The following is a 23,432-nucleotide window of genomic DNA, read 5'->3' as shown; positions in this document are numbered from 1 at the left end:
TGACCCACTCCATGCGCAGCCTCTATCCCGCGATCACCCCGTTCCGCACGCATCACGTGCCCGTGGACGAGTTGCACACCCTGTTCGTGGAGGAGTGCGGCACTCCGGACGGCATCCCGGTGGTGTTCCTGCATGGCGGACCGGGTGCCGGCGTCTCGCCGGTACACCGTCGTTTCTTCGACCCGGCGCGCTATCGCATCGTATTGATCGACCAGCGTGGCAGCGGGCGCTCCACGCCATTCGGCGAGCTGCGCGACAACACGACGCAGCACCTGGTCGCGGACGTGGAGAGCATCCGCGAGCTGCTGGGTATCGACCGCTGGCTGGTGTTCGGGGGATCGTGGGGCTCCACGCTGGCACTGGCCTACGCCCAGGCACATCCGGAACGCGCGACCGGTGTCATCGTGCGCGGCGTGTACCTCGGCCGCGCCGAGGAGAACCGCTGGTTCGCCGAAGCCGACGGCGGTGCGCGCTGGGTCTTCCCGGAGCGCTGGGCGCGCTACGAGGCATACATCCCTGAAGAAGAGCGCGGCGACATGATCGCCGCCTACTGGCGGCGCCTGGACGGCCCGGACGAAGCGACCCGCATCGCGGCGGCGCAGGCCTGGCTGGGGTGGGAGGATCACGCCGCCACGCTGGATCACGATGTGGATGCGGAGTCCGCTGATGATCCGCTGCATACGCTGGCCAAGGCGCGCATAGAGGCGCACTACTTCCGCAACCACGCCTTCCTCGAACCTGGGCAGCTGCTGCGGGATATCGACCGCATCCGGCACCTGCCGGGGGTGATCGTGCAGGGCCGCTACGACATCATCTGCCCGGCGCGCAGCGCGTGGCATCTGGCCTGCGCCTGGCCTGAAGCATCGCTGCAGATGGTCGTGTCGGGCCACAGTGCAACGGAACCTGCGACCGCAGATGCGCTGGTGCGCGCCACCGATGCCTTCGCCGGCAGGCAGTAAGGAGCGGCAGTGGATTCGATTTACCTGGTTGTCGCGCTGGGCGCCATCGTCGCCGGCTTTGTGCAGGGTCTTTCCGGCTTCGCCTTCGGGCTGGTGGCGCTGTCCTTCTGGGCCTGGGTGCTGGACCCCAGGCTCGCGGCGACGCTCTCGGTGTTCGGTGCCCTCACCGGCCAGCTGCTGGCGGCCTTCACCGTGCGCCGCGGCTTCAACCTGAAGACCCTGCTGCCTTTCGTTCTGGGTGGGTTGGCCGGCATCCCGCTGGGCGTCTACCTGCTGCCCGTGCTCGACATGAACTGGCTCAAGGCGATCCTGGGCACCCTGCTGGTGCTGTGGTGTCCGGCCATGCTGCTGTCACGCCGGCTGCCCCGGGTCACCGCCGGCGGGCGCGCGGCGGATGGCGTGGTGGGGTTCGCCGGCGGCATCATGGGTGGACTGGGTGGCTTCACCGGCACGCTGCCGACGCTGTGGTGCACGCTGCGCGGCTACGAGCGCGATGTGCAGCGCTCCGTCGTGCAGAACTTCAACCTGTCGATGTTGCTGGTCACCATGGGCACCTACGTGGGGACGGGCATCGTCACCCGTGACATGCTGCCGATGTTCGCCATCGTCGCGCCGGCCATGTTGATCCCGACCCTGCTCGGCACCCGTGTGTACATCGGCATCAGTGATCTGCGCTTCCGCCAGATCGTGCTGAGCCTGCTCACCGTTTCCGGGATCGCGTTGCTGGCGTCTTCGCTGCCGGCACTGCTGGGCTGGCGCTGAGGCGAGCCGGTTACAGCGGCAGGCGATTGCCGACGAAGTTGACCACGTTCTCCATCGCGTCGGGATCGACATTGCTCAGCCCGATCACCACATAGCCCTGGCTGGGCAGCACGATGAGCGCGGCATTCGCGCCGGGCGCCCCGCCCTCGTGGCCATACTGGCGCTGCTCGTCCTCCCCACTCACCATGAAGCCGTAGCCGTACCAGCCCTTGGTGTTCTGCGGCGAGGTGGCTGCCTGCACCGCCGCGGCCGGGATCAGCCTGCCAGCGCGCAGCGCTTCGGCGAAGCGGAGCAGATCCCGGGCGGTGCTGTAGCCGCCGCCCGCCGACGTGCCTCGCAGCGGCAGGGTCCTGGTCTCGCGCACCCAGTGCCCGTCGCTGAGCGTGTAGGGAATGGCGCGGCCGGGCACCCGTGCAGCCTCCGGCATGGCGCCCGTCGCCGTCATGCCCGCCACGCGAAAGATGTGCTGCTCGATGTAGTCCTCGTAGGGCTGCCCGGAGGCCGCCTCGATGATCGAGCCGAGCAGGATGTAGCCGTAGTTGGAGTACTGGTCCTGGGTGCCCGGCTTGAAAGCAGGCGCTGCATCCCCGTACACAGCCCAATAGTCGTGCAGTGTCTTGAGGGACGCTTTACGGGTCTCGAATGCGTCGTCGAAGATCTCGCCCAGGCCGCTGGTGTGGTTGAGCAGCTGGCGGATCGTGACCGCCGTGGCTACCGCCTGGTTGGGGTAGTCCTCCAGGTGGCTGGCAACCGTATCGTCCAGCGAAAGCCTGCCAGCCTCGGCCAGCTGCAGGATGCCCACTGCGGTAAACATCTTGTTCAACGAGGCGAGCCTGAACTTCGTGGCCGCATCGACCGCGATACCCTGCTCGCGGTCAGCCAGCCCACCCTGCCAGCTCATCAGTACCTCGCCCTCCCTGGCGAGCAGGAAGCTGCCGGAGAGTTTGCCGTCCGCCTGCAGCCCGTCCAATCGCGCGCGGCTCTGCGCGATGAGCGCGGGCATTTCAAGCCGCGCGGGTTTGAATGCGTCGGGTATCTCGGTGCCCTCCAGCTGCAGCGTCTTGAGCCGGGGTCTGTTGTCAGGATCGATGGCCACGGTGATCAGCACCCCGCGATCGCTCGATGTGCCCCGCACGATGGCGGCGATGGTATCGGGCGTGTCGACGGTCCTGGTCAGCACGTCGAACGGGCCGAAGGTCTCGCGGATGTCCAGATACCGCTGCGCGGTGTGATCGATCCCGTAGGTCGACAGCACCGCCTGCAGTTCCTGGCGGTCGCCGGCGTTGTAGGCCGCCAGCCAGCGAGTGAAGATCTGCTCGGCCTGCGCGGGGTCGGTGGGCACCCCGGCCCAGCTCGAGGTGCTGAAGAACAGCAGCACCACCATGAGTGTTCTGATCGGCAACATCCTGTCCTCCTTTCCGCTGGGCTGCCGTCCGGCAGTCGGGGGAAGTATGCAGCGTCGCGGGGCCACCTGGGCCGTACCGCCTGCTTTTCAATCGTTTTGCATGCCCATCCAGCGGGCAGTCAAGACTCCCAGCGTGACTGCGATGAGTGTCCAGCTGCTCAAGAAGATGACAAGCCCTATCCAGATGCTGCTCATGATCCGATGTCCTCGTCGTATCGCCACCCCGCAGGCATTCACTGTATGCGGGCCGTTCGCCCAGCGACATCCAATTAGTTGCAAATATGGCGTGGCCGGTCTGCCCTGATTGCGACGACCACCGCCCATATCGCGAGAGACGGGGCCCGAGCCGCGGTCTACGCTTGTCGCCTATCCGCTTCCGGGTGCCAACGCCGCTGATACCCAGGCATCGGCACCCTCCCGCTCCTGATCCCGGCCCATGACCACTGAAACCGCTGCCCCGCCCGTCATCCCCACCGAACCGATCACCCCGGCCCCCAACCAGGGTTTCGCGATCCGCATCGTCGGCGCTGCTGCCTTCGCGCACCTGCTCAACGACATGATCCAGGCCGTGCTGCCGGCGGTGTATCCGATGTTCAAGAGCGAGTTTTCGCTCACCTTCGGCCAGATCGGCATCATCGCCCTGGTGTACCAGGTCACCGCCTCGCTGTTGCAGCCATGGGTGGGCATGTACACCGACAAACGGCCGCTGCCGTACCTGCTGCCGTCGGGCATGATCGCCACCTTCGTCGGCATCGCCCTGATGGCGGTGGCGACCAGCTACGAAATGCTGCTGATTGCTGCGGCGATCGTCGGCATCGGTTCGGCCACCTTCCATCCCGAAGCCTCGCGCGTGGCGCGCATGGCCTCGGGCGGCCGCTTCGGCACCGCGCAGTCCACCTTCCAGGTCGGTGGCAATACCGGCTCGGCGATCGGGCCGCTGCTGGCGGCCTTGATCGTGATCCCGCACGGGCAGCGTGCCATTGCATGGTTCATGCTGGCGGCTGCGTTGGCCATCACCGTGCTGTTCCGTCTCACCGGCTGGACCGTGCAGCACGGCCAGGCAAAGATGAAGAGCCTTGCCAAGAGCCACGGCGTCGGGTTGAGCCGCGGTAAGGTGATCCAGGCCATCGCAGTGATCGCGGTGTTGATGTTCGCCAAGTTCGTCTACATCGCCTCGTTCACCAACTACTTCACCTTCTACCTGATCGAGCGCTTTGGCCTGAGCGTGCAGCAGAGCCAGATGTACCTCTTCATCTTCCTGGCCTCGGTCGCGCTGGGTACCTTCATCGGTGGTCCGGTCGGGGACCGGATCGGGCGCAAGGCGGTGATCTGGATCTCCTTCCTCGGTGTTGCGCCGTTCGCGCTCGCCCTGCCCTACGCCAACCTGATGGGCACCGCAGTGTTGGCGGTGGCGGTCGGGCTGGTGATGTCCTCGGCCTTCGCGGCGTTGGTGGTGTACGCGCAGGAAGCGGTACCGGGCCGTGTCGGCATGGTGTCGGGCCTGATGTTCGGTTTGATGTTCGGCATCGGTGGCATCGGCGCGGCCGGGCTCGGGAAGCTGGCCGACGTGCACGGCATCGTGTGGGTCTACCACTTCACCTCGTATCTGCCGCTGCTGGGGCTGGCGACAGCGTTCCTGCCGAAGACGACTATGCGCTGAGCCGCGCGCCTCAATGGAAGAACTGGCTCGGCAGCTGGCCGAAGCGTTTCTTGAACATCGCAGTGAAGGCGCTCGGACTGGCGTAGCCCAGCGAGAGCGCCACGTCGATCACCTTCTCGCCGTGCGCCAGCTGCTCCAGCGCACGCAGCAGACGCGCCTGCTGGCGCCATTGCCCGAAGGTCATGCCCAGCTCGCGTGCGCACAGGCGCTGGATGGTCTTGACGTCCACGCCCAGCCGGCGCGCCCAGTCCTGCAGGGTGGAGGGATCGTCCGGCGTGGATTCCAGCTGCTGCCCAATGGCGCGCAGCCGCGGGTCGGTCGGCTGCGGCAGATGCAGCGGCAGCACCGGCAACAGCTGCAGCTCATCCAGGATCAACTGCATCAGCCGCCCGTCGCGGGAATCGGCTTGATACGGCGGCGCGACGTCCATCGCCGCATGGATCAGGGCGGCCAGCAAGGGCGTGACCGAGACCGTCGAGGCGCTGGCTGGTGGCTGGGTGATCGCCTGCGGCAGGATGTACAGGCTGCGCATGCCGACCGCGCCGATGCAGCTGACCTTGTGGCCCATGCCGGCGGGAATCCAGATCGCACGTGTGCTGGGCACCACCCAGCGCCCTGCCCCGGCCTGCACCACCAGCACGCCGGATTCGGCGTAGACCAGCTGGTGCCGGTCCGGATGGTGATGCAACGCGATGATCGTGCCGGCGGGATACTCACGCGCCCGACAGAACACCGGGGTCTCCGGGCCGGCCGGCAGCCGCTTGCCCTCGCCGACGCCCGGGGCGATGTCCTTTCTCCGATATGGCATGGCAATATCCTCGCAAACGGCCTGCCCGAGGACTCTACCGCGTCGGCGGTGTTTTCGACATCCCGCTGCGGCTATCGGGGCTTGGGCGGCGCCACGACCTCGACCCAGGTGGGCGCATGGTCGCTGGGTTTTTCCAGCGCCCGCACCCAGCGGTCCACCCCGGCATCTTTCAGGCGGGGCGCGAGCACCGGATTGAGCAGAAGATGGTCGATGCGCAGCCCGCGGTCGCGGGCGAAGTGCTCACGGAAGTAGTCCCAGAACGTGAAGATCTGTGCATCGCCATGCACCGCGCGCAGGCTGTCGACCCAGCCCTGGTCGAGCAGCGCCTGGTAGGCCTGGCGGACCTCGGGCTGCAGCAGCGCGTCCTTGCGCCACGATTTGGGATCGTAGATATCCGCATCCGTGGGCACGACGTTGAAGTCGCCGATCAGCGCGACCGGATGCGGCAATGCGACCAGCGTTTTGGCGTGATTGTGGAGCCGCTGCATCCACTTCAGCTTGTAATCGAACTTCGGGCCCGGCTGCGGATTGCCATTGGGCAGATACAGACCCGCCACGATCACGCCATGCGCGGCCGCTTCCAGATAGCGGCTCTGGTCGTCTTTCGGGTCGCCGGGCAACCCGCGGCGGCTTTCGATCGGGTCCTGGCCGCGCGCAAGCAGTGCGACCCCGTTCCAGGATCGTTGTCCCTGCCAGATGCAGCCGTACCCCGCCTCGCGGATCGCCGCCTCCGGGAACGCCTCCTGGGTGGCCTTGAGCTCCTGCAGTGCCACGATATCGGGCTGTTCGCGCGCCAGCCACGTCAGCAGATGGGGCAGCCGTGTCAGCACACCGTTGACGTTGAAGGTGGCGATTTTCAGGCGCTTTCTGGCGGGCATGGCGCGTGGCTGGCGGTGGCGGTGTCTGCCATGGAGGATTGCCCTGTTTCGATCAACCTGCCGCGAATGCGGGGCGAGCGTGGCGTGACGATGGCAGCGCGTTGATCGCGCATTGACCCGCGGCGCGTCACAGTAAGCGCTGGTTCCACACTGGCAAGGTGCATCCATTGCGCGGAAGGTCATGAAGACGTGGAAGGTTCTGCCGCGGCGTTTCTATCAGCGGCACCCGGCCGAGGTAGCGCCGGAACTGTTGAACAAACTGCTGGTGCGCGATGACGGTCGCGCCGGTCGGATCGTGGAGGTGGAGGCGTACGCGGGTGACCAGGATCCGGCTGCGCACTCCTATCGCGGGATGACCGCGCGCACCGCCACGATGTTCGGCCAAGCCGGCCATCTCTACGTCTATTTCAGCTACGGCATGCACTGGGGCTCGAACGCGGTGTGTGGGGACGTCGGCCAAGGCTGGGGCGTGCTGCTGCGCGCACTGGAACCGGTGGCGGGGCTGCAGCTGATCCGCGAGGCGCGTCCGGCGATCAAGCGCGAGCGCGACCTGGCCAGTGGCCCGGGCCGCCTGTCGCAGGCGATGGGCATCACCAAGGCGCTGGATGGCGCGGATCTGGTCCGTAACGACCGCGGCATCCGCATCGTGTCCGATGGGATGGCGCCCCCCGTCGCACCGGTGGTCGGGCCGCGGATCGGGATCAGCAAGGCGATCGAGTTTCCATGGCGCTGGCATGTGCCCGAGCACCTGCATGTCTCCGGGCGCAGGGGTACACCGAAGACCGGGAGGACGGTGTCATGAGCGCTTCGCCGCCCGCTGCCTCCCCTGCACGCCGCCTGCGGCGCGGGTTGCTGCGGCTGTTCGTGCTTGTCGTCTGCATCGTGGTGGCCGGCGTGCTCTGGAACAGCCCGATCGCGGAATCACCACGGGCACTCTGGCGCCTGTCACAGATGCCTGCACCGACCGCGCTGCCCGTCCCCGTGGCGGGCGTGGCCGCACGCCAGGTCGCCGACACGTTCGGCGCACCGCGTGGACGCGACCGCACGCATGCCGGCGTGGACATTTTCGCCAAGCGCGGCACCGAGGTGCGCAGCGCCACTCCGGGGATCGTCGCCGACATCCGTGAAAGCGGCCTGGGCGGGCGCCAGGTCTGGGTGTTGGGGCCTGCGCGCGAGCGCTACTACTACGCGCATCTGGATGATTGGCGCGAGGGCCTGGCACGTGGCGATGTCATCGAACAGGGCACCGTCCTGGGCTACGTCGGCGATACCGGCAATGCCAAAGGCACCCCGCCGCATCTGCACTGGGGCATCTACGGAGCCGACGGTGCCTACGATCCGCTGCCGCTGCTCAAGGCCTGGCCGGACGCGCCCTGAGGTGCGTGCAGAGCGCCTTCACAACAAAGCGCGCTGGACTAACACCCCCGCGCCTAGCGTCGGATGCTCAAACCCAACGGCAGTACCTCCATGGCGATCAAGACCGCAGAAGACCTGTTCATCCACGAGCTCTCGGATATCTACAGTGCAGAGAAGCAGCTGACCAAGGCGCTGCCCCGACTGGCGCGCGCCGCCTCCAATCCCGACTTGGCCGCCGCATTCACGACGCACCTAGAAGAGACGCAGGGCCAGATTGAGCGCATCGACCAGGTGGTGGAACTGCTGGGGATCCGGCTCAAGCGCATCAAATGCGCCGCGATGGAGGGGCTGGTCGAGGAAGGCAAAGAGGCAATCGAGAGTATCGAGGAGGGCCCGGTCCGCGATGCCGCACTGATTGGTGGCGCGCAGAAGGTGGAGCATTACGAAATCGCCTCCTACGGCACGATTGCCGCGCTGGCCAAACAGCTGGGCTACAAGGCAGCCGTGCCGCTGCTGCTGGAAACGCTCAAGGAAGAAAAAGACGCGGACGAGAAGCTGACCCTGCTGGCCCTGGCCGGCGGCGGCAATGCCAAGGCCGCCGCAGCCTGATCGTCCCGTTTCTCCTCCGGCATTGCGTTGTGCGGGGAGCTGGCCTCCCCGCGCAGCGCGTTTCGCTTTCCGCGCTTGATCGCCGCCCTTGATCACACCAGGAGCCTGCATGTCACTGCCCCCACCCGTTCTTTACCACGCCTCGCTCGAGCATGCCGACGAAGATGAGGCCACGCATATCCGCGAACTGACCGAGGTGTTCGCGCGCATGGCGCTGACCGTCGCCGAGCAGGAAGGCCACGCCCACCGTGCGGTGCACGCCAAGGGCCAAGGGTTGTTGAAGGGCCGGCTACGTGTATTGGACGGGTTGCCGGCCGAGTTGCGACACGGCCTGTTTGCGCGGCCGGGCAGCTACGACGCACTGGTCCGGCTGTCTTCGCCACCGGCCGAGCAGTTGCCAGACTCGGTCTCCACCCCGCGCGCGATGGCGCTCAAGGTGATCGGCGTGGAAGGCCCGCGCGCCGAGGGTGCGGAGGAGCAGCACACCCAGGATTTCCTGATGGTTAACGGTCCGGCGTTCAACACGCCCGGCGTCGCCGGCTTCCTGCGTTCGGCCAAGCTGCTGGCCGCTACTACCGAGCGGATGCCGCGTACCAAACGCATGATCTCAGCCACGCTGCGCGGCGCAGAGGCGGCGCTGGAAGCCGTCGGCGGGGAAAGTGCCACGCTGAAGGGCATGGGCGGCGAGCCGCAACACCATCCGTTGGGCGAAACCTTCTTCAGCCAGGTGCCCTTCCTCTATGGTCCCTACATGGCCAAGTTTTCGCTGGCCCCGATCTCACCGGCGCTGCTTGCGCTGACCGGCGACAAGATCGGCTCGGACGAAGATGCCCAGCGCGAGGCAGTGGTGTCTTTCTTCACCGACCTGCCCAATCCGGTCGAATGGGAGCTGCGGGTGCAGCTGTGCCGCGACGTCGAACGCATGCCGATCGAGGATGCGTCGGTCGCGTGGCCGGAAGCGGACAGTCCGTTCCTGCCGGTTGCACGCCTGAGCGTGGCGCAGCAGGAAGCGTGGCAGCCTGCCAGCTCGCCGGGCATCGAGGACGCACTGGCGTTCGCCCCGTGGCACGCGCTGGCCGAGCATCGCCCGCTTGGTGGCTTGAACCGTGCGCGCCGCGTGGTAATGGCCGCTTCGCGACAGTTCCGTTCGCGGTTCAATGGGTGTCCGATCCACGAACCGGTGGGATGACACTGAGCCTGTTGCTGCTGCTCAGGCCATTGCAGTAACCCTCACGCCGGGGTGTGCAGCTCCATGGCGCGCATCACGATCGGCTTGGCCCAGTCAGGCGTCTGCAGCAGCTCGATCGCCGAGGCCGGATAGTGCAGCCCGTTGCGATCCAACTGCAGCACCGGCAGCGGTTCGGCGCCGTCGGCATCGGCCGGGGCGCTGTTGTCGTAGACATGCAGCTCGGCCAGGTGCGGCAGCAGGGCCAGCAGGTTCTCGCGCGAGGAATCGTAACGGGCGCGGATCTTGTCGGCGGGGATGTCATGCCCGCCACGGCTGACCCGGGCCGCGACGCGTGCCATGTGCAACTCCACGCTCTGCAGGCCGCAGAACCAGATGGCCACGTGGTGGCGCTCGCAGGCCTCGCGCAGCAGGCGCGGGATGGTGTTGCCGCCCAGGGTGGTTTCGAAGGCGAAGTCGCTGCCCTCGTCGATGGCCTGCCGCAAGCGGCGCGCGCCCTCGTTCCACGCGGCGGCATTGGCATCCCCCAACGCCCAGCCGGCCTCCACCAGGCGGCGGGTGAACGTATCCGGGTTGAACCAGGTCAGGCCTTCTTCTTCCAGCCACATGCCCAGCAGCGAACTTTTGCCGGCGCCATTGACGCCGGCCAGGACCAGAATCCGCCCCATCGGTCAGAGCGGACTGCCGAGGGCGACCTTGCGGCCGCGGCGGATCGGCTGGCCCAGCACCTTGCCCAGCCCGCCATCGCGGCCGAGGCTGGCCAGGGTGGTATCGAACGCGGCGCGCAGGCGTTCCAGCTCGCCCACGCGCTCATCAAGGTCGCCGCCGGCCGCCTTGGCCAGCAGTTCCTGGTAGGTCTTGATGTCCACGATCACCGCTTCGGGATGATTGTGGTTGGTGATCACCAGTGCCTGCTTCTCGCGGACGGTCCGCATCAGGCTGGGCCAGCCGCGGGTTTTGACCGAGGAGGCAGTGGCCTTCTCAAGGCCGGGCAGATCCAGTGGCAGGGTCATGGCACGTTCCAGGACGGGATGCGCCCACTATACCCCTTCTGGCCAAATTGGACATAAATCCCATTTTGGCCAGAAGGAGGCCGCGGCCACCCGTCAGCGGGACATCGAGTACGGTTGCTCGGCGCCCTGCCCCGGCCAGGCCTTGTTCGGCTCGGCCTGCAGGGTGAAGCGCAGTTCGCCGCCGGCCAGGATCTCGTCGTGGCGCAGGAAGGGGCGCTGCAGCGGTTGACCGTTGAGGGTGACCGAGCCGACGTAGTCGTGGCCCTTGCCCATTCCTTCGGTGACGATGGTGAAGGTCTTGCCGTTGGGCAGGTGCAGCGCCGCCCTGGGCAGGAACGGACGGCCGATGATGTACTCGCCGCTGCCCGGGGCCACCGGGTAGAAGCCCAGTGCAGTGAAGACATACCAGGCCGACATCTGGCCGAGGTCGTCATTGCCCGCCAGGCCATCGGGCCGGTCGGCGTACTGGGTGTCCATGATCTGCTTCAGCCGCGCCTGGGTGCGCCACGGCTGGCCGGCATGGGCATACAGGTACGCCACGTGGTGGCTGGGCTCATTGCCGTGCGCATACCAGCCGATCAGGCCGGTGATGTCTTCCATGTGCTCGAAGATCGACGGGTCGACCTTGGCCTCGAACACCTCATCCAGCCTGGCCAGCAGTTTATCGCTGCCCCCGTGCGCGGCGGCCAGACCGGCCACGTCGTGTGGCACGTACCAGGAGTACTGCCAGGCATTGCCTTCGGTGTAATCGGTGCCGTAGCCGCTGGCGCTCGGGTCGAACGGCGTGCGGAAGCTGCCATCGCGCTTGCGCGCGCGCATGAAGCCGGTGTCCTTGTCGAACGCATTGCGCCAGTTCGTGGCGCGCTTCTCGAACTCGCCGGCGACCTTCGTGTTGCCCATGGCCTTGGCCATGCGCGCGATGGTCCAATCGTCGAAGGCGTATTCCAGCGTCTTGCTGGCCGCCTCGCCTTCTTCATCGATCGGCACCCAGCCCAGTTCGCGATACTGCGCGATGCCGTCGTACGGACCGTAGTTGGCGGTCGCCACCATGGCGGCCAGTGCCTTGTTCTCATCAAACCCACGGATGCCCTTGAGGTAGGCATCGGCGATCACCGGCACCGCGTGGTAGCCGATCATGCACCACGTTTCCTGGCCGTGGAATGCCCACACCGGCAGCATCCCGTAGGCGCTGTTGTGCTGGTGTGCGAGCAGCGAATTGATGAAATCGCTGTTGCGCTTTTCCGGCTGCATCAGGGTCAGCAGCGGATGCAGGGCGCGGTAGGTATCCCACAGCGAGAAGGTCGAATAGTTGGTGTAACCCTCGGCGCGATGCACGGCGTTGTCCGAACCGCGGTACTGGCCATCGCTGTCCATGAACACGGTCGGCCCGAGCAGGCTGTGGTACAGCGCGGTGTAGGCACTGCGGCGGTCATGCTCGGGGCCGTCGATATCCAGCACCGACAGCGCCTGCGTCCACTGCGTTTTTGCCTCGGCGCGGACACCGTCGAAATCGAAGCCGGGCACTTCGCTTTCCAGGTTGGCGATCGCACCGGCCTCGCTGACCGAGGAAATCGCCACTGTCACCACCAGCGGTGTATCCAGCTTGCCGAAATCAAAGGTACCGACCAGCTGGCGCCCTTCAATCTGCGCACGCTGCGCGGGGCTCTGGTGCCCCGGCGGCGGGAAGCCCTTGTAGGCGATGTCGGTCTCGGTGTTGTGGAACTCGTGACCGGTCAGCGGCCGGGAGAAACGCATCGCGAAATACAGCTGCCGGCCTGGCGCCCAACCGCGGGTCTCGCGGAAGCCAGTGATGGTGCCGTCCTCGCGGGCGCGCAGGCGCGACCACAGGATCTTGCCGGGGTAATCGTAGAGGCTGGTGCGCAGGTCCAGCAGCACGCGCGCCGGCTGGTTGGCCGGGTAGGTATAGCGGTGCACGCCGACGCGGGTGCTGGTGGTCAGCTCCGCGCGCACCTTCGGATCATCCAGGGTGACCGCGTAGTAGCCCGGCTCGGCGCGCTCGTCGTCGTGGCGGAAGCGCGAGGTATAGCCGCTGCCGGGCTTGTCGGGGTCGCCCCGCTCCAGGCTGGCATCGGTGCGCACCGGCATCAGCAGCACATCGCCAAGATCGGAATGGCCGCTGCCGGAGAAATGCGTATGCGAGAAGCCGACGATGCTGGTGTCGTCATGCCGATACCCTGCGGCCCAGCCGTAGGCCTTCTCGCGCGGCTGGATGCGGGTATCCGGGCTCAGCTGGACCATGCCGAACGGCACCGTGGCGCCGGGATAGGTGTGGCCCTCGCCCGCCGTGCCGATGAAGGGATCCACCGCCGCGTACGCGCGCTCGCCGACCTTCGCCGGTGCCGCCGTGGCGGTGCCGGCCACCAACATCGCCCCTACCGCGAGCCCCAACCACCGTACCGTCCCCGTTTTTGTCATGGCGTTGAATTTAGATCGATTCAGGTGAGGTTGATCCTAGCACTGGCCGATCGGGCTGACATGTTGCGGTGCGGGTGGGAGCCTTCTGAAGCGCAGGCTCAGCAAAGGCCCCCGCCCGGTTTCAGGCAGAAACTTCCCCAGTAGGAGGCAGGATCTGTTCGCCTCACGGCATCCGCATTCAGACGGAAGGTGTAGCGCCCGGCTTCCGTGAGAGCCTGCGCCGGGACCTCCTGGATATAACCGTGGAGCACAGCACCGTACGGCAGGCACTGGCCAGGCCTCAATACGAAACGTCCCGATGGCGCCGATGCCTTGAGACTCCAGACAAGCTTTCTGTCAGTACCGCTCTCGTGGATGAGCCATACCGATTCGACGGAGAAATCCTTCTTTGCGTCGCCCGGTATGCAGATGGCCGGCCGGCCCTCGGTCACTTTCACCACGCCGTCTCCTTGCCATCCCCACGGGGTTGCGGTCACCGGATCTGCGTGGATTGCCGTGAACACCATGACCAGCATGCCCCAGCACGACGTCGGGAGAACTCTCATAACGCTCCTGCTTCTGCCAGCCCTGGGGCGAGGCGCCGATAACCATCAATCTGGATTCACCAGCCGATGTGGATGGATCGTAATCTGCCCGTCCAGCGCCGAAGTTGATATGAAACTTCTTGCAAAGAAACGGGTCCGATCACGCCGGGCGCGCGTCTTCCGGCACCGCTGCCACCGGCAGCGTGGGCTGGGTCGCATCCACCGTGACCGGCTCATCGCTGCGCATCAGGGCACGGGCTTCGGCTTCGCTGGCCACCGCCGGCGGCGACCCCCGCAGCGGCATGCCGGCGGTCTCGCGCACGAACAGCATGGTGATCACACCGATCACCGCCGCCCCCATCAGGTAATACGCCGGCACCAGCGGATCACCGGTACGCTCCACCAGCCACGCAGTGACCAGCGGCGTGGTGCCACCAAACAGCGAGACCGACACATTGAAGGCGATCGACAGCGCGCTGTAGCGCACCGGGGTATAGAACAGTGCCGGCAGCGTGGACGGCATCGAGCTGGTGAAGCACACCAGCGCCACGCCAAGCAGCATCAGGCCCAGGAAGATCAACCAGTCATTGCCGCTGCCGACCAGCTTCAGGCAGGGGATCGCCAGCAGGAACAAGGCGATGCAGGCACCGATGATCATCGGGCGGCGGCCCAGGCGATCACTGAACAACCCGCCCAGCACATTGAGCGGCATCATCACCAGCATCACGATGATGATCAGCAGCAGCCCCTTGCTCTCGGCATAGCCCATCGTCACGCTGAGGTAGCTGGGCATGTAGGTCAGCAGCATGTAATCGGTGACGTTGAACACCAGCACCAGGCCAACGCAGATCAGCAGCTGCACCCAATGCACGCGGAACAGCGCACCCAGGCCGGGGCGTTCGTGATCGCGCTTTTCGGCCTCTTCGGCGTACGCACGGAACGCCGGCGTCTCTTCCAGCTTCATGCGCATGTACAGGCCGAGCAGGCCCAGCGGACCGGCCACCAGGAACGGAATGCGCCAGCCCCAGTCCAGCATCTGCGTGCTGCTCAGCGCCATGTGCAGCGCGGTGACCGTGCCCGCGCCGGCGATGTAGCCGCCCAGCGTGCCGAACTCGAGCCAGCTGCCCATCAGGCCGCGGTTGCGGTCGGTCGAGTACTCGGCGATGAAGGTCGCCGCACCCCCGTACTCGCCACCGGTGGAGAAGCCCTGCACGATCCGGGCAAGCAGCAGCAGTGCCGGAGCCCAGATGCCGATGCGGTCATAGGAGGGAATCAAGCCGATGCTGAAGGTGCCCAGCGCCATCAGGATCATGGTGAAGGCCAGCACTTTCTGGCGGCCGTACTTGTCGCCGAGTGGCCCGAACACCAGCCCGCCCAGTGGACGCACCAGGAAGGCCACGGTGAAGGTGGCGAAGGTAGCGATCAGCTGCGCGGTCGGGCTGCTGTCGGGGAAGAACACGTGACCCAGCGTGACGGCGAGATAGCCATAGACACCGAAATCAAACCACTCCATCGCGTTGCCGAGTGCGGCCGCACCCACCGCCTTCTTCAGCATCGGGCGATCAACGACGGTGACTTCGTCGACGTGCATCTGGCGGCGGCGTTTGAACCAGCCGAAATGGGCATGTGCGGCATGCAGGTCCTGCATCTGCTTTCTCCTGGAAGCAGGCCATCACGGCGCCCGAGGTCCCGCGCACGGCACAGGAAATACCGCCTCTGATGACACGGCGCGACGCGCGAAGAGGGGTTGCAACAGACGATCCCGGACGGCCGCGTGGACTCAGCGACGCTGCGGGATGGATGACCCGGAAGCGGGCAATGGCCCGGGGGTGATCAAGCGGACCATGATACTACAAATGACGCCGGCGTTCCCCTCGCTGCTCGTCCGGAGCGCGTGGAACAGCCTGTTTCAGGCGTTTTCAGCGGTCTTTCATGTGATGAACGCACGCAGGCGCAGCAGGTCCAAATCGCGGCGTACTGCGCGCCAATGCACGTATCGGAGGACGCATCCTGCTGGCCTGCGCGACCCGCATCCTTCCGTTACGGACCGCGTTCCAGCGCATCAATCAGCGGCGCCAGATCCTCGCGCTCATGCGGCCGTACCGCGCGGGCGATCTCCTGGCCATCGCGCAGCAGGATCACGGTCGGCCAGAGTTTCACGGCAAAGGAGCGGCCCAGTGGCCGCCCCTTCCCGTCCTCGACCTTCAGGTGCGTCGCGTCATAGCCACCGAGAAACTTCTGCAGCAGTGGCTGGGCGGCGCTGCAATGGCCGCACCAACCGGTGCCGAATTCCAGCAGCATCCATCCGCTGCCCGCGTCGATGTCGGCACGGGTGATGTCGGACGGGCTGTATTCGCGGGCGAAGGCCATGGGCGGTGTCTCAGGACAGGGCGCGCTGGATATCCTCCAGTGGCGCATTGGTGAAGTCCTTGGCGAGATCCTTGAGCAGGCGCTCCTGCGTTTCCTTGTGCAGCAGCGGACGGATACGGCCCAGGGTCTGCGGATCGGCGATCAGGATCAGGTGCGCGTAGCGGTTCTTCAACGCGTCTTCATTCAACTGTGCCGCCACCTGCTTGGCAAACGTGGCCTCGTTGAGCTGGGAGATGGTCATCTCCTGCGGCACCGAGCCGGACGGGCCCTGCCCGGACGCGCCGGTATCGCTCACGGCCTGCAGCTGCAGTTCCCCTTCCTGCTTGAGCTGCAGCTTGTGCGCGGTGCCGACGTTGGTGAACACGCGGGCCGAGCCGCCATCGGCTACAACGACCAGGGTACCTTCGGGAATCTGCTGACTCATCATCTACTCCTTATGGGGAAAACCGAGCGCGGGTGCACTCGGGTTCCACCGTAGGCAACCGAATGTATGCGCAGTGCATACGGATGTATGCATCGTGTATGCAGCCCCGTCGCACCCTACTCCGCGGGCGGTCCGGGCAGGGCCATGTCCAGGTGCCGGGCGAAGAAGCGCGCCATCACCCGGTACGCCTGCTGGCTTTCCGGCAGCCGGGCGTCGAGGTGGAAGGCGTGGCCCAGCCCGTCCCAGACGTGCAGGTCCGACTGGCGCCCCAGGTCCACCAGCCGCGAATGGGTATAGGAAACGTTGCTCAGCTCGGCTGCCCGCGTTGCAGTGATGAACAGCGTCGGCGGAAACTGCGCGAGCACCGCATCGGAGAAGACCGGCGACACCAGCGGGTCACGGAAGTCCACCGGGCCGTAGTAGAGGTCTTCCATGATCGGCAGGCTGCCATCGGCGTGCGGCAGCAGTGCATCGGTGACGGCAGCGGCCACGTAGCGCGAATCGCCGCCGTAACGCGCATCGCCGCCGGCGCAGAACAGCCCGGCCGCCGCTGGCATCGGCAGTTTTTCCTTGGCGAACCACGCCAGCGATTCGCCGGTGAGCACGCCGCCAGCCGAGCAGCCGAACACGCCGATATGCGCTGCGGGCCGCGTTTCCAGTGCCGCGCGGTAGACCGCCGCCACGTCCCCACTGGCGGCGGGGAACCGATGCTCCGGTCCCTGCCGATACTCCACGGCGACAACCGTGGCACCGGTCATCGCCGCGACCGGGATCGCCTCGAGCAAACCGATGCTGTCGGCGCGGCCGAACACGAATGCACCACCGTGCAGCTCGATCAGCAGACGACGCTGCGCCGGATCGGCCGGCGCGCTGCGCGGCTCGACCCGCACCACCGGCACCCCGTTCCAGGTTTCGTGGTGCAGCTCGACCGGATAGCGCTCGCGCAGCGCCTTGATCTCGCCGTAGGCCCAGTCATCGGCGCCCTTGCGTATCGTCGCCAGCTCTTTGAGCACGGTGGCGTTATCCATCTTCGCGACCGGATCACCGTTGACGACGGCGCTGCGCATGGCTGCCTGTGCTTCCGGGCTCAGATATGGCGAGAGCGGCAGCGCAAACCCAGGCACGTTCCGGACCCCTTCGGCGGTCGCCGGCACGGGCGCGGCGGCGGTCGCACCGCTGGCCGCCACCAACAGCGCCAGCGGCGCGAGCTTTACTGTCCAACCCATCTGCTGCACTCCGCTGAGAAATCGGGCGACAGAATAGCTGCTGCGTCGTTGCCACGGCGCGCAAGCCAGGCTGATCCTTGCCCGCCGCGCAACACTCTTTCGCCCATCGACGGCTGTTTGAGCCAGAGCGCCGCGCCCAGACTGGGCGGCCTTCCGCTTCGTACCCACCCCCACATGAGCATTCACCTTCCCGGCCGTGTTGGCTTCGGCACCGCGCCCCTCGGCAACATGTACCGCGCCATTCCCGAACAGGAGGCACTGGCGACCGTTCACGCCGCCTGGGACCAGGGCATCCGCTACTTCGACGCCGCCCCGCTGTATGGCGCCGGCCTGGCCGAACGGCGGCTTGGCGAAGCGCTGCAGCACTACCCGCGCGATGCCTATGTGCTGAGCACCAAGGTCGGCCGCCGTCTGCTGGATGAAACCGAAGACGCCGCCAGCCGCGACCTCGGCGAGAAAGGCGGCCTGTTCGAGCATGGCCTGTCCAACAAGATCGTCTATGACTACAGCGCCGACGGTACGTTGCGCGCCATCGAAGAAAGCTTGAAACGCCTGAAGACGGACCGCCTGGACATCGTCTGGATCCACGACCCGGCCAGGGATTTCCATGGCGAGAACTGGCGCGCCGTGTTCCACCAGGCCCTGTCCGGCGCCGCGACCGCGCTGACCCGGCTGCGCGAGGAGGGGGTCATCAAGGGTTGGGGCCTGGGCGTCAACCGGGTCGAGCCCTGCGTGATGGCGTTGCAGCAGGCCGACCCCGATGGCTTCGTGCTCGCCGGGCGCTACACCCTGCTGGATCATGATGAGGCACTGGCCGGCCTGATGCCGGCCGCCGAAGCGCGTGGCGCCCGCATCGTGGTCGGTGGTCCATACAACTCCGGCATTCTCGCTGGCGGCGCGCATTACGAGTACCAGATGGCCGGTACCGACGTGCTGCATCGGGTCGGGCGCCTGCAGCAGGTAGGCGCGCAGTTCGGCGTGGACATCCGTGCGGCGGCGCTGCAGTTCCCGCTGGCGCACCCGGCCGTGGCGGGCGTGATTCCCGGTGCCAGCCAGCCCGGCCGCATCGCAGAGAATCTCGCGTTGGCCAAGGTCGCGATTCCGCCGGCGTTCTGGAGCGCGTTGCGCGAACAGGGCCTGGTCTCGCCGCACGCGCCGTTGCCGATCGACTGAGTTGGCGCACAGCCGCCGCTGACGAAGATCATGCCAGTGCTGGCAATGCTGGCAGTGCTGGCAGCGCCGGGAGCGCTCGGCGCCGTGGCTGAACCCTGCGCGCCGGCGGCCCGCGGCCATTACGGTGTAAAATTCGCCGTTTTAACCGGAACAATGGCCAAAACCGCGCAACGGACGCCTGTCCCGGGCCCGGCCTTCATCCGGCTGCTGGCCCGTCTGGCTGAAAGCAACCTGTCCTCGACGGGCCCGGCCCTGTCGGACCGGCTCAGCGAATGGGTGGACTGGACGCGGGCGGTGACCTTGTCCAAGGCGCTCGATGGGCGGCTGCCGCCTGCGGTGGAGGGGCCGGATTTCGATGCCGACGAGGATGTGGAATGCCAACGGATCCGCGCGGCGCTGGAAGCCACCATTGTTCAGGAACCTGAGCCTTCCAGGCCGGTTCGGCGCGCGGTCGAGGCCGAAGCGACCGAAGCGCCCATCGAATTCGCCGTGTACCGCGAGCGCTACGTTACCGCGCAGCGTTCCATGCTCGGCGCCACCAGCCGCCTGCGCGGGCGGCTGCGCGACATGCTGACCCGCCGCTCACCCGAGCTGGCGCGGCTGGCCGAGGTGGACGCGCTGATGGAGCAGACCCTCAGCGCCCGCGAACACGCCCTGTTGGCCAAGGTGCCGGTGCTGCTCGGGGTGCATTTCGAGCGCCTGCGCGACGCCGGCAGCGACGCGGCCTGGCTGGAGGTGTTCCGCCGCGACATGCAGAGCCTGCTGCTGGCCGAGCTGGATATTCGTTTTCAACCGATCGAAGGCCTGCTTGCAGCGCTTCGCACCCACTAACCGGGACGTCATGTTCAGAACCAGTCTTCACTACGTTGTTTTCCTGCTTGGCCTTGTCGCGGTGTGCTGGATCGGGGCGGGTTATGCCAGCACCAATCCGGTCGGTTTCGCTGTCGCCGCGCTGATCGCCGTGTGCTACCTCGCCGGTGGCCTCGAGCTGTACCGCTACCGGCAGGCGACCGCCTCGCTCGCCGCGGCCAGTGCTAGTGCCGGCGCGGCCAGCTCCGGCCTGACCACCTGGCTGGGCCAGCTTCACCCCAGCCTGCGCAATGCGGTACGCCTGCGCGTGGAAGGCGAACGCGTCGCCCTGCCCGGCCCGGTCCTGACCCCCTATCTGGTCGGGCTGCTGGTGCTGCTGGGCATGCTCGGCACCCTGCTCGGCATGATGGCCACCCTGCGTGGCACCGGCCTGGCCCTGGAAAGCGCGACCGACCTGCAGGCCATCCGCGGCTCGCTGGGCGCGCCGGTGGAAGGCCTGGCGGTCGCCTTCGGCACCTCGATCGCCGGTGTCGCCACCTCCGCGATGCTCGGCCTGCTCTCGGCGCTGTGCCGGCGTGAGCGCCTGGAAGCGGTACAGCAGCTGGACGTGGAGATCGCTACCACCCTGCACACGCACTCGCAGTCCTGGCAGCGCAATGAAGCCTTCCGGCTGCTGCAGCAGCAGGCCGAGCTGATGCCGGCGCTGGTGGATCGGCTGCAGGCCATGACCACGGCGATCGAACAGCAGAGCAGCGCCTCGGGCGAGCAACTGCTGGCCAACCAGCAGCGTTTCCATGCCAAGGCCGACGAGGAATACGCCCGCCTGACCTCCGCGATCAAGGAGTCACTCAAGGACAGTGTCGCCGAGAGCGCACGTGCCGTCGGTGCCGCCCTGCAGCCGGTGATGGACACCACCCTGGCCGGCATCGCCCGCGCCAACGCCGCCATGCACGAAACGGTGACCGATGCGGTGCAGCGCCAGCTGACCGGCCTGACCGACGGCTTCGACGCCAGCCGTGTCGCCACCGCCGCGTCCTGGCAGGCCGCGCTGGACAGCCAGCAGCAGACCAATGCTGCATTGACCGCCGACCTGCGCGCCGCGCTGGACGGATTCGCCGCACAGCACGACCAACGCGCGCTCGGCCTGCTCGAGGCGGTCTCCTCGAAGCTGGTCAGCACTGCTGACGGTTGGCAGGCGGCCCAGTCCGAGCAGCAGCAGATCAATACCGCCATGGCGACCGAGCTGCGCAGTGCACTGGCCCACTTCGCCGAGCAGCATGGCGAGCGCTCCAGCGCCTTGCTTGAGGCGGTCTCGGCCGAACTCAACGCGACGGCCACCCGTTGGCAGGATGCACAGGCCGCGCAGCAGCAGACCCATGCCGCCCTTGCGGATGACCTGCGCAGCGCGCTTGGCAGCTTCACCGAAACGCACGAGGCCCGGGCCACCGGTCTGATCGATTCGGTCGGCAGCCGCATGGAGGCCACCACCGCGCAGATCGCCGAGGCCTGGCAGCAGGCGCTGGCCCGCCAGGATGACGCCGCGACCGCGCTGAGCGAGCGGCATCAACAGGCCCTGGATGCCGCTTCCGCCACACTGCAGGCGCAGGCGGCCTCGCTTGGCGAAGCGATGCAGCACTCGCATGCCCAGCTGCAGGACGCCCTGGAAGCACGCGATCAGCAGCGCCTGCGCGCCTGGACCGATGCCTTCACCGGCATGAGCGCCAGCCTCGGCGAGCGCTGGGAACAGACCGGCGCCAGCGTGGCCAGCCGCCAGCAGGAGATCTGCGACACCCTGGCACGCACCGCCAATGACATCACCCAGCAGGCCCAGGCGCACGCCAGCGAGACGATCAGCGAGATCTCGCGGCTGGTGCATGCCGCCTCGGAAGCGCCCAAGGCTGCGGCCGATGTCGTCGCCGAACTGCGCGGCAAACTCTCCGACAGCCTGGTCCGCGACACCGCCACGCTGGAAGAACGCAGCCGCCTGCTGGCCACCGTGGAGACCCTGCTGGATGCGGTCAACCACGCGGCCAACGAACAACGCGTCGCCGTCGATGCACTGGTCTCCACCTCGGCCGAACTGCTGGATCGCGTTGGCACCCGTTTCACCGACCACATCGAAGCGGAGACCGGCAAGCTCGGCAACGTGGCTGCGCAGGTCACCGGCAGCGCCGTGGAAGTGGCGAGCCTGGCCGACGCGCTCGGCAGCGCCGTGCAGTCCTTCGGCACCGCCAGCGACGGCCTCAACGAGCGCCTGGTCCAGATCGCCGCTTCGCTGGATGGTTCGCTGGCCCGCAGTGACGAGCAGCTGGCCTACTACGTCGCCCAGGCGCGTGAGGTGATCGACCTCAGCGTGCTCTCGCAGAAGCAGATCATCGATGAGCTGCAGCAGCTGGCCGGCCGCCGCGGCAGCAAGGCCGGGGCTGCCTCGGCATGAGCGACGAGATCGAAGTCGAGGCCGACGGAGGCGCCCCGATCTGGGCCGCCTTCGGCGACCTGATGTCGGTGCTGCTCGGCGCGTTCGTGCTGATCCTGGTCGGCGTGGTCGCGCTGCAGCTGGAGCTGACCAACCGCCTGGATGAAGAGGTCAAGCAGCGCCAGGCCGAAGTGCAGCGCCGCCAGACGCTGGAGCAGGCGCTGGCCGGCCCGCTCGCCGCCGGGCGCGTCACGCTGGTGGACGGCCGCATCGGCATCCGCGGCAACGTACTGTTCGCGTTGAACTCCGACCAGCTGCAGCCGGAGGGCCTGGAAGTGCTCAAGAGCCTGGCCGGTCCGCTGAAAGGCTACCTGGCCGCGCGCGAGGAGATCCTGATGGTCAGCGGCTTCACCGACGACCAGCAGGTGCGCGATGGCAACTGGCGCTTCGCCGACAACTGGGAGCTCTCTGCCGAGCGTGCGTTGACCGTGACCCGCACCCTGATCGCCGAGGGCGTGCCGTCGGACGCGGTGTTTGCCGCGGCGTTCGGCTCCGAGCAGCCGGTGAGCTCCAACGCCAACGAAGACGGCCGTGCCAAGAACCGTCGCGTGGAAATTGCCCCGATCCCCAAGCCCAAGGCGAGCAAGGCCGCGGATGGCCCGTAACGCCGTCGCAACCGCTGAGATTCTCCAGCGTTGGCGAGCGAACAAGCTCGACCAGCTCGACCGCACGCGCTTTGCCGTGATCGAGGCGCTGCATGCCCGCACGCAGGCGCACGACGGCGAGGTGCGGGCACTGCTGCAGGCGAAGCTGGAAGCGATGGTGACCAGCTACACCGAGCGGATTGCCGAGGCGCCCGCCGCGGCGCAGCCTGGGCAGGGCCCGTCACCCGGGCGCATCGGCCTGCAGGCGCTGGTCACGGAATTGACCGGCCAGCACAAACCGGCCTACCCCGAGCTGCCGCTGCTGGCCGACGTTCGTGCGGGCTGGGCCACGCTTCGAAACGCCAGCCAGTTGAAAGAATCGCTGGCCCAGGTGCCGACCAACGGCGGCCCGCTCAATTCCGGCGTCCTGGTCCATCGGGCCCTGACGCTGATGAAAGAAACCTCGCCCGGGTACCTGACGCATTTCATGGCGTACCTGGATGCGCTGTCCGGCATGGAGCATCTCCATCAGTGGGGCGTACTCGTGGCAACGCCGAAAGTGGCGCCGCGGGGGGCGAAGCCGCGGCGGCCGCGTGCGGGAAAGGCCGCGGGCTGATCAAGCGTTCCATCTGCGTGCCTTGAAGGCGGCACGACATTGCCCCGATCACCGCTGAGCCAAGGTCGCTCCAGCGCGGTATCGCCCGCTTCGAACACACATGCCTGCGCATGCGCCAGCCATGCCGCTCAGCACCGACACCGCGATGCTCGGTGCA

Annotated in this window: 23 protein-coding genes and 1 pseudogene; 13 read left to right on the top strand and 11 right to left on the bottom strand. The window is 67.2% G+C overall.

What is annotated here, in order from left to right; all coding sequences use genetic code 11:
- Positions 1–11: 11 nt before the first annotated feature.
- Entirely contained in the window at positions 12–959 is a 948-nt protein-coding gene (gene pip / locus POS15_RS06685) for a prolyl aminopeptidase (RefSeq protein WP_046274105.1), read from the top strand.
- A gap of 9 nt (positions 960–968) precedes the next feature.
- Positions 969–1,721 carry a sulfite exporter TauE/SafE family protein gene (locus POS15_RS06680; RefSeq protein ID WP_046274104.1) on the top strand — a complete coding sequence of 251 codons (753 nt, stop codon included), beginning with the start codon at positions 969–971 and terminating at the stop codon, positions 1,719–1,721.
- A gap of 10 nt (positions 1,722–1,731) precedes the next feature.
- On the opposite strand, the gene POS15_RS06675 is transcribed toward POS15_RS06680, so the two are convergent.
- A complete protein-coding gene (locus POS15_RS06675; protein WP_019184561.1) occupies positions 1,732–3,105 on the bottom strand; it encodes a serine hydrolase domain-containing protein in 1,374 nt (457 codons plus the stop codon).
- On the opposite strand from POS15_RS06675, the gene POS15_RS06670 reads away from it, so the two are divergent.
- Entirely contained in the window at positions 3,104–3,430 is a 327-nt protein-coding gene (locus POS15_RS06670; protein ID WP_152663800.1) for a hypothetical protein, read from the top strand. The two genes, POS15_RS06675 and POS15_RS06670, sit on opposite strands and share 2 nt — an antisense overlap.
- 132 nt (positions 3,431–3,562) lie before the next feature.
- On the top strand, positions 3,563–4,786 hold the full coding sequence (locus POS15_RS06665) for an MFS transporter (RefSeq protein ID WP_019184563.1): 1,224 nt from the start codon (positions 3,563–3,565) through the stop codon (positions 4,784–4,786).
- 10 nt (positions 4,787–4,796) lie between these two features.
- Here POS15_RS06665 and POS15_RS06660 read toward each other — a convergent pair whose 3' ends face one another.
- Positions 4,797–5,594, bottom strand: a complete 798-nt coding sequence (locus POS15_RS06660) for a helix-turn-helix transcriptional regulator (RefSeq protein ID WP_046274103.1) — start codon at positions 5,592–5,594, stop codon at positions 4,797–4,799.
- Positions 5,595–5,695: 101 nt separating this feature from the next.
- A pseudogene (gene xth / locus POS15_RS06655) lies at positions 5,696–6,472 on the bottom strand (exodeoxyribonuclease III); the annotation flags it as partial.
- Between the two features lie 181 nt (positions 6,473–6,653).
- On the opposite strand from xth, the gene POS15_RS06650 reads away from it, so the two are divergent.
- From POS15_RS06650 to POS15_RS06635, 4 genes are all read left to right on the top strand, one after another.
- A complete protein-coding gene (locus tag POS15_RS06650; RefSeq protein WP_019184566.1) occupies positions 6,654–7,274 on the top strand; it encodes a DNA-3-methyladenine glycosylase in 621 nt (206 codons plus the stop codon).
- Complete coding sequence (locus tag POS15_RS06645; RefSeq protein WP_070474033.1) at positions 7,271–7,849, top strand: M23 family metallopeptidase; 579 nt, start codon at positions 7,271–7,273, stop codon at positions 7,847–7,849. Before POS15_RS06650 ends, POS15_RS06645 begins: the two co-directional genes overlap by 4 nt.
- Positions 7,850–7,939: 90 nt before the next feature.
- A complete protein-coding gene (locus POS15_RS06640; RefSeq protein ID WP_284129255.1) occupies positions 7,940–8,437 on the top strand; it encodes a ferritin-like domain-containing protein in 498 nt (165 codons plus the stop codon).
- A 109-nt stretch (positions 8,438–8,546) separates the two neighbouring features.
- Positions 8,547–9,626, top strand: coding sequence for a catalase family protein (locus tag POS15_RS06635; protein ID WP_284129254.1), 1,080 nt, complete (start codon positions 8,547–8,549; stop codon positions 9,624–9,626).
- Between the two features lie 41 nt (positions 9,627–9,667).
- Here the strand turns inward: POS15_RS06635 and POS15_RS06630 are convergent, their stop codons facing one another.
- The 8 genes from POS15_RS06630 to POS15_RS06595 form a co-directional block, all read right to left on the bottom strand.
- The gene (locus POS15_RS06630) at positions 9,668–10,291 is read right to left on the bottom strand and encodes a hypothetical protein (RefSeq protein WP_284129253.1); all 624 of its coding nucleotides are present in this window, start codon (positions 10,289–10,291) and stop codon (positions 9,668–9,670) included.
- A gap of 3 nt (positions 10,292–10,294) precedes the next feature.
- Positions 10,295–10,636, bottom strand: a complete 342-nt coding sequence (locus POS15_RS06625; RefSeq protein ID WP_019184571.1) for a type II toxin-antitoxin system prevent-host-death family antitoxin — start codon at positions 10,634–10,636, stop codon at positions 10,295–10,297.
- A gap of 93 nt (positions 10,637–10,729) precedes the next feature.
- Positions 10,730–13,024 carry a GH92 family glycosyl hydrolase gene (locus POS15_RS06620; RefSeq protein WP_284129252.1) on the bottom strand — a complete coding sequence of 765 codons (2,295 nt, stop codon included), beginning with the start codon at positions 13,022–13,024 and terminating at the stop codon, positions 10,730–10,732.
- A gap of 146 nt (positions 13,025–13,170) precedes the next feature.
- Positions 13,171–13,587 (bottom strand): hypothetical protein, encoded by a 417-nt coding sequence (locus POS15_RS06615; RefSeq protein ID WP_070425197.1) that lies wholly within the window; start codon positions 13,585–13,587, stop codon positions 13,171–13,173.
- Between the two features lie 169 nt (positions 13,588–13,756).
- Positions 13,757–15,244 carry a glycine betaine/L-proline transporter ProP gene (gene proP, locus POS15_RS06610; protein ID WP_070425198.1) on the bottom strand — a complete coding sequence of 496 codons (1,488 nt, stop codon included), beginning with the start codon at positions 15,242–15,244 and terminating at the stop codon, positions 13,757–13,759.
- Between the two features lie 392 nt (positions 15,245–15,636).
- The gene (locus POS15_RS06605) at positions 15,637–15,966 is read right to left on the bottom strand and encodes a thioredoxin family protein (RefSeq protein ID WP_019184574.1); all 330 of its coding nucleotides are present in this window, start codon (positions 15,964–15,966) and stop codon (positions 15,637–15,639) included.
- 10 nt (positions 15,967–15,976) lie between these two features.
- Positions 15,977–16,390 carry a host attachment family protein gene (locus POS15_RS06600; protein WP_019184575.1) on the bottom strand — a complete coding sequence of 138 codons (414 nt, stop codon included), beginning with the start codon at positions 16,388–16,390 and terminating at the stop codon, positions 15,977–15,979.
- Between the two features lie 116 nt (positions 16,391–16,506).
- Positions 16,507–17,616, bottom strand: coding sequence for an alpha/beta hydrolase fold domain-containing protein (locus tag POS15_RS06595; RefSeq protein ID WP_284129251.1), 1,110 nt, complete (start codon positions 17,614–17,616; stop codon positions 16,507–16,509).
- A 174-nt stretch (positions 17,617–17,790) separates the two neighbouring features.
- On the opposite strand from POS15_RS06595, the gene POS15_RS06590 reads away from it, so the two are divergent.
- From POS15_RS06590 to POS15_RS06570, 5 genes are all read left to right on the top strand, one after another.
- Entirely contained in the window at positions 17,791–18,789 is a 999-nt protein-coding gene (locus tag POS15_RS06590; RefSeq protein WP_046274097.1) for an aldo/keto reductase, read from the top strand.
- A 153-nt stretch (positions 18,790–18,942) separates the two neighbouring features.
- A complete protein-coding gene (locus POS15_RS06585) occupies positions 18,943–19,620 on the top strand; it encodes a DUF3348 domain-containing protein (RefSeq protein ID WP_046274096.1) in 678 nt (225 codons plus the stop codon).
- 10 nt (positions 19,621–19,630) lie between these two features.
- Positions 19,631–22,036: a DUF802 domain-containing protein gene (locus tag POS15_RS06580; protein ID WP_284129250.1), complete on the top strand. Its 2,406-nt coding sequence runs from the start codon at positions 19,631–19,633 to the stop codon at positions 22,034–22,036.
- Positions 22,033–22,680, top strand: coding sequence for an OmpA family protein (locus POS15_RS06575; RefSeq protein ID WP_019184580.1), 648 nt, complete (start codon positions 22,033–22,035; stop codon positions 22,678–22,680). The genes POS15_RS06580 and POS15_RS06575 overlap by 4 nt, the downstream gene beginning before the upstream one ends.
- On the top strand, positions 22,670–23,275 hold the full coding sequence (locus tag POS15_RS06570) for a DUF2894 domain-containing protein (protein ID WP_284129249.1): 606 nt from the start codon (positions 22,670–22,672) through the stop codon (positions 23,273–23,275). Before POS15_RS06575 ends, POS15_RS06570 begins: the two co-directional genes overlap by 11 nt.
- The last annotated feature ends 157 nt before the right edge of the window (positions 23,276–23,432 follow it).

Source organism: Stenotrophomonas sp. BIO128-Bstrain (genome assembly GCF_030128875.1).
In the GTDB taxonomy this organism is placed as follows: Bacteria; Pseudomonadota; Gammaproteobacteria; order Xanthomonadales; family Xanthomonadaceae; genus Stenotrophomonas; species Stenotrophomonas bentonitica_A.
The sequence above is the reverse complement of the archived record's forward strand: the minus strand, read 5'-3'. Positions and strand labels throughout refer to the sequence as shown.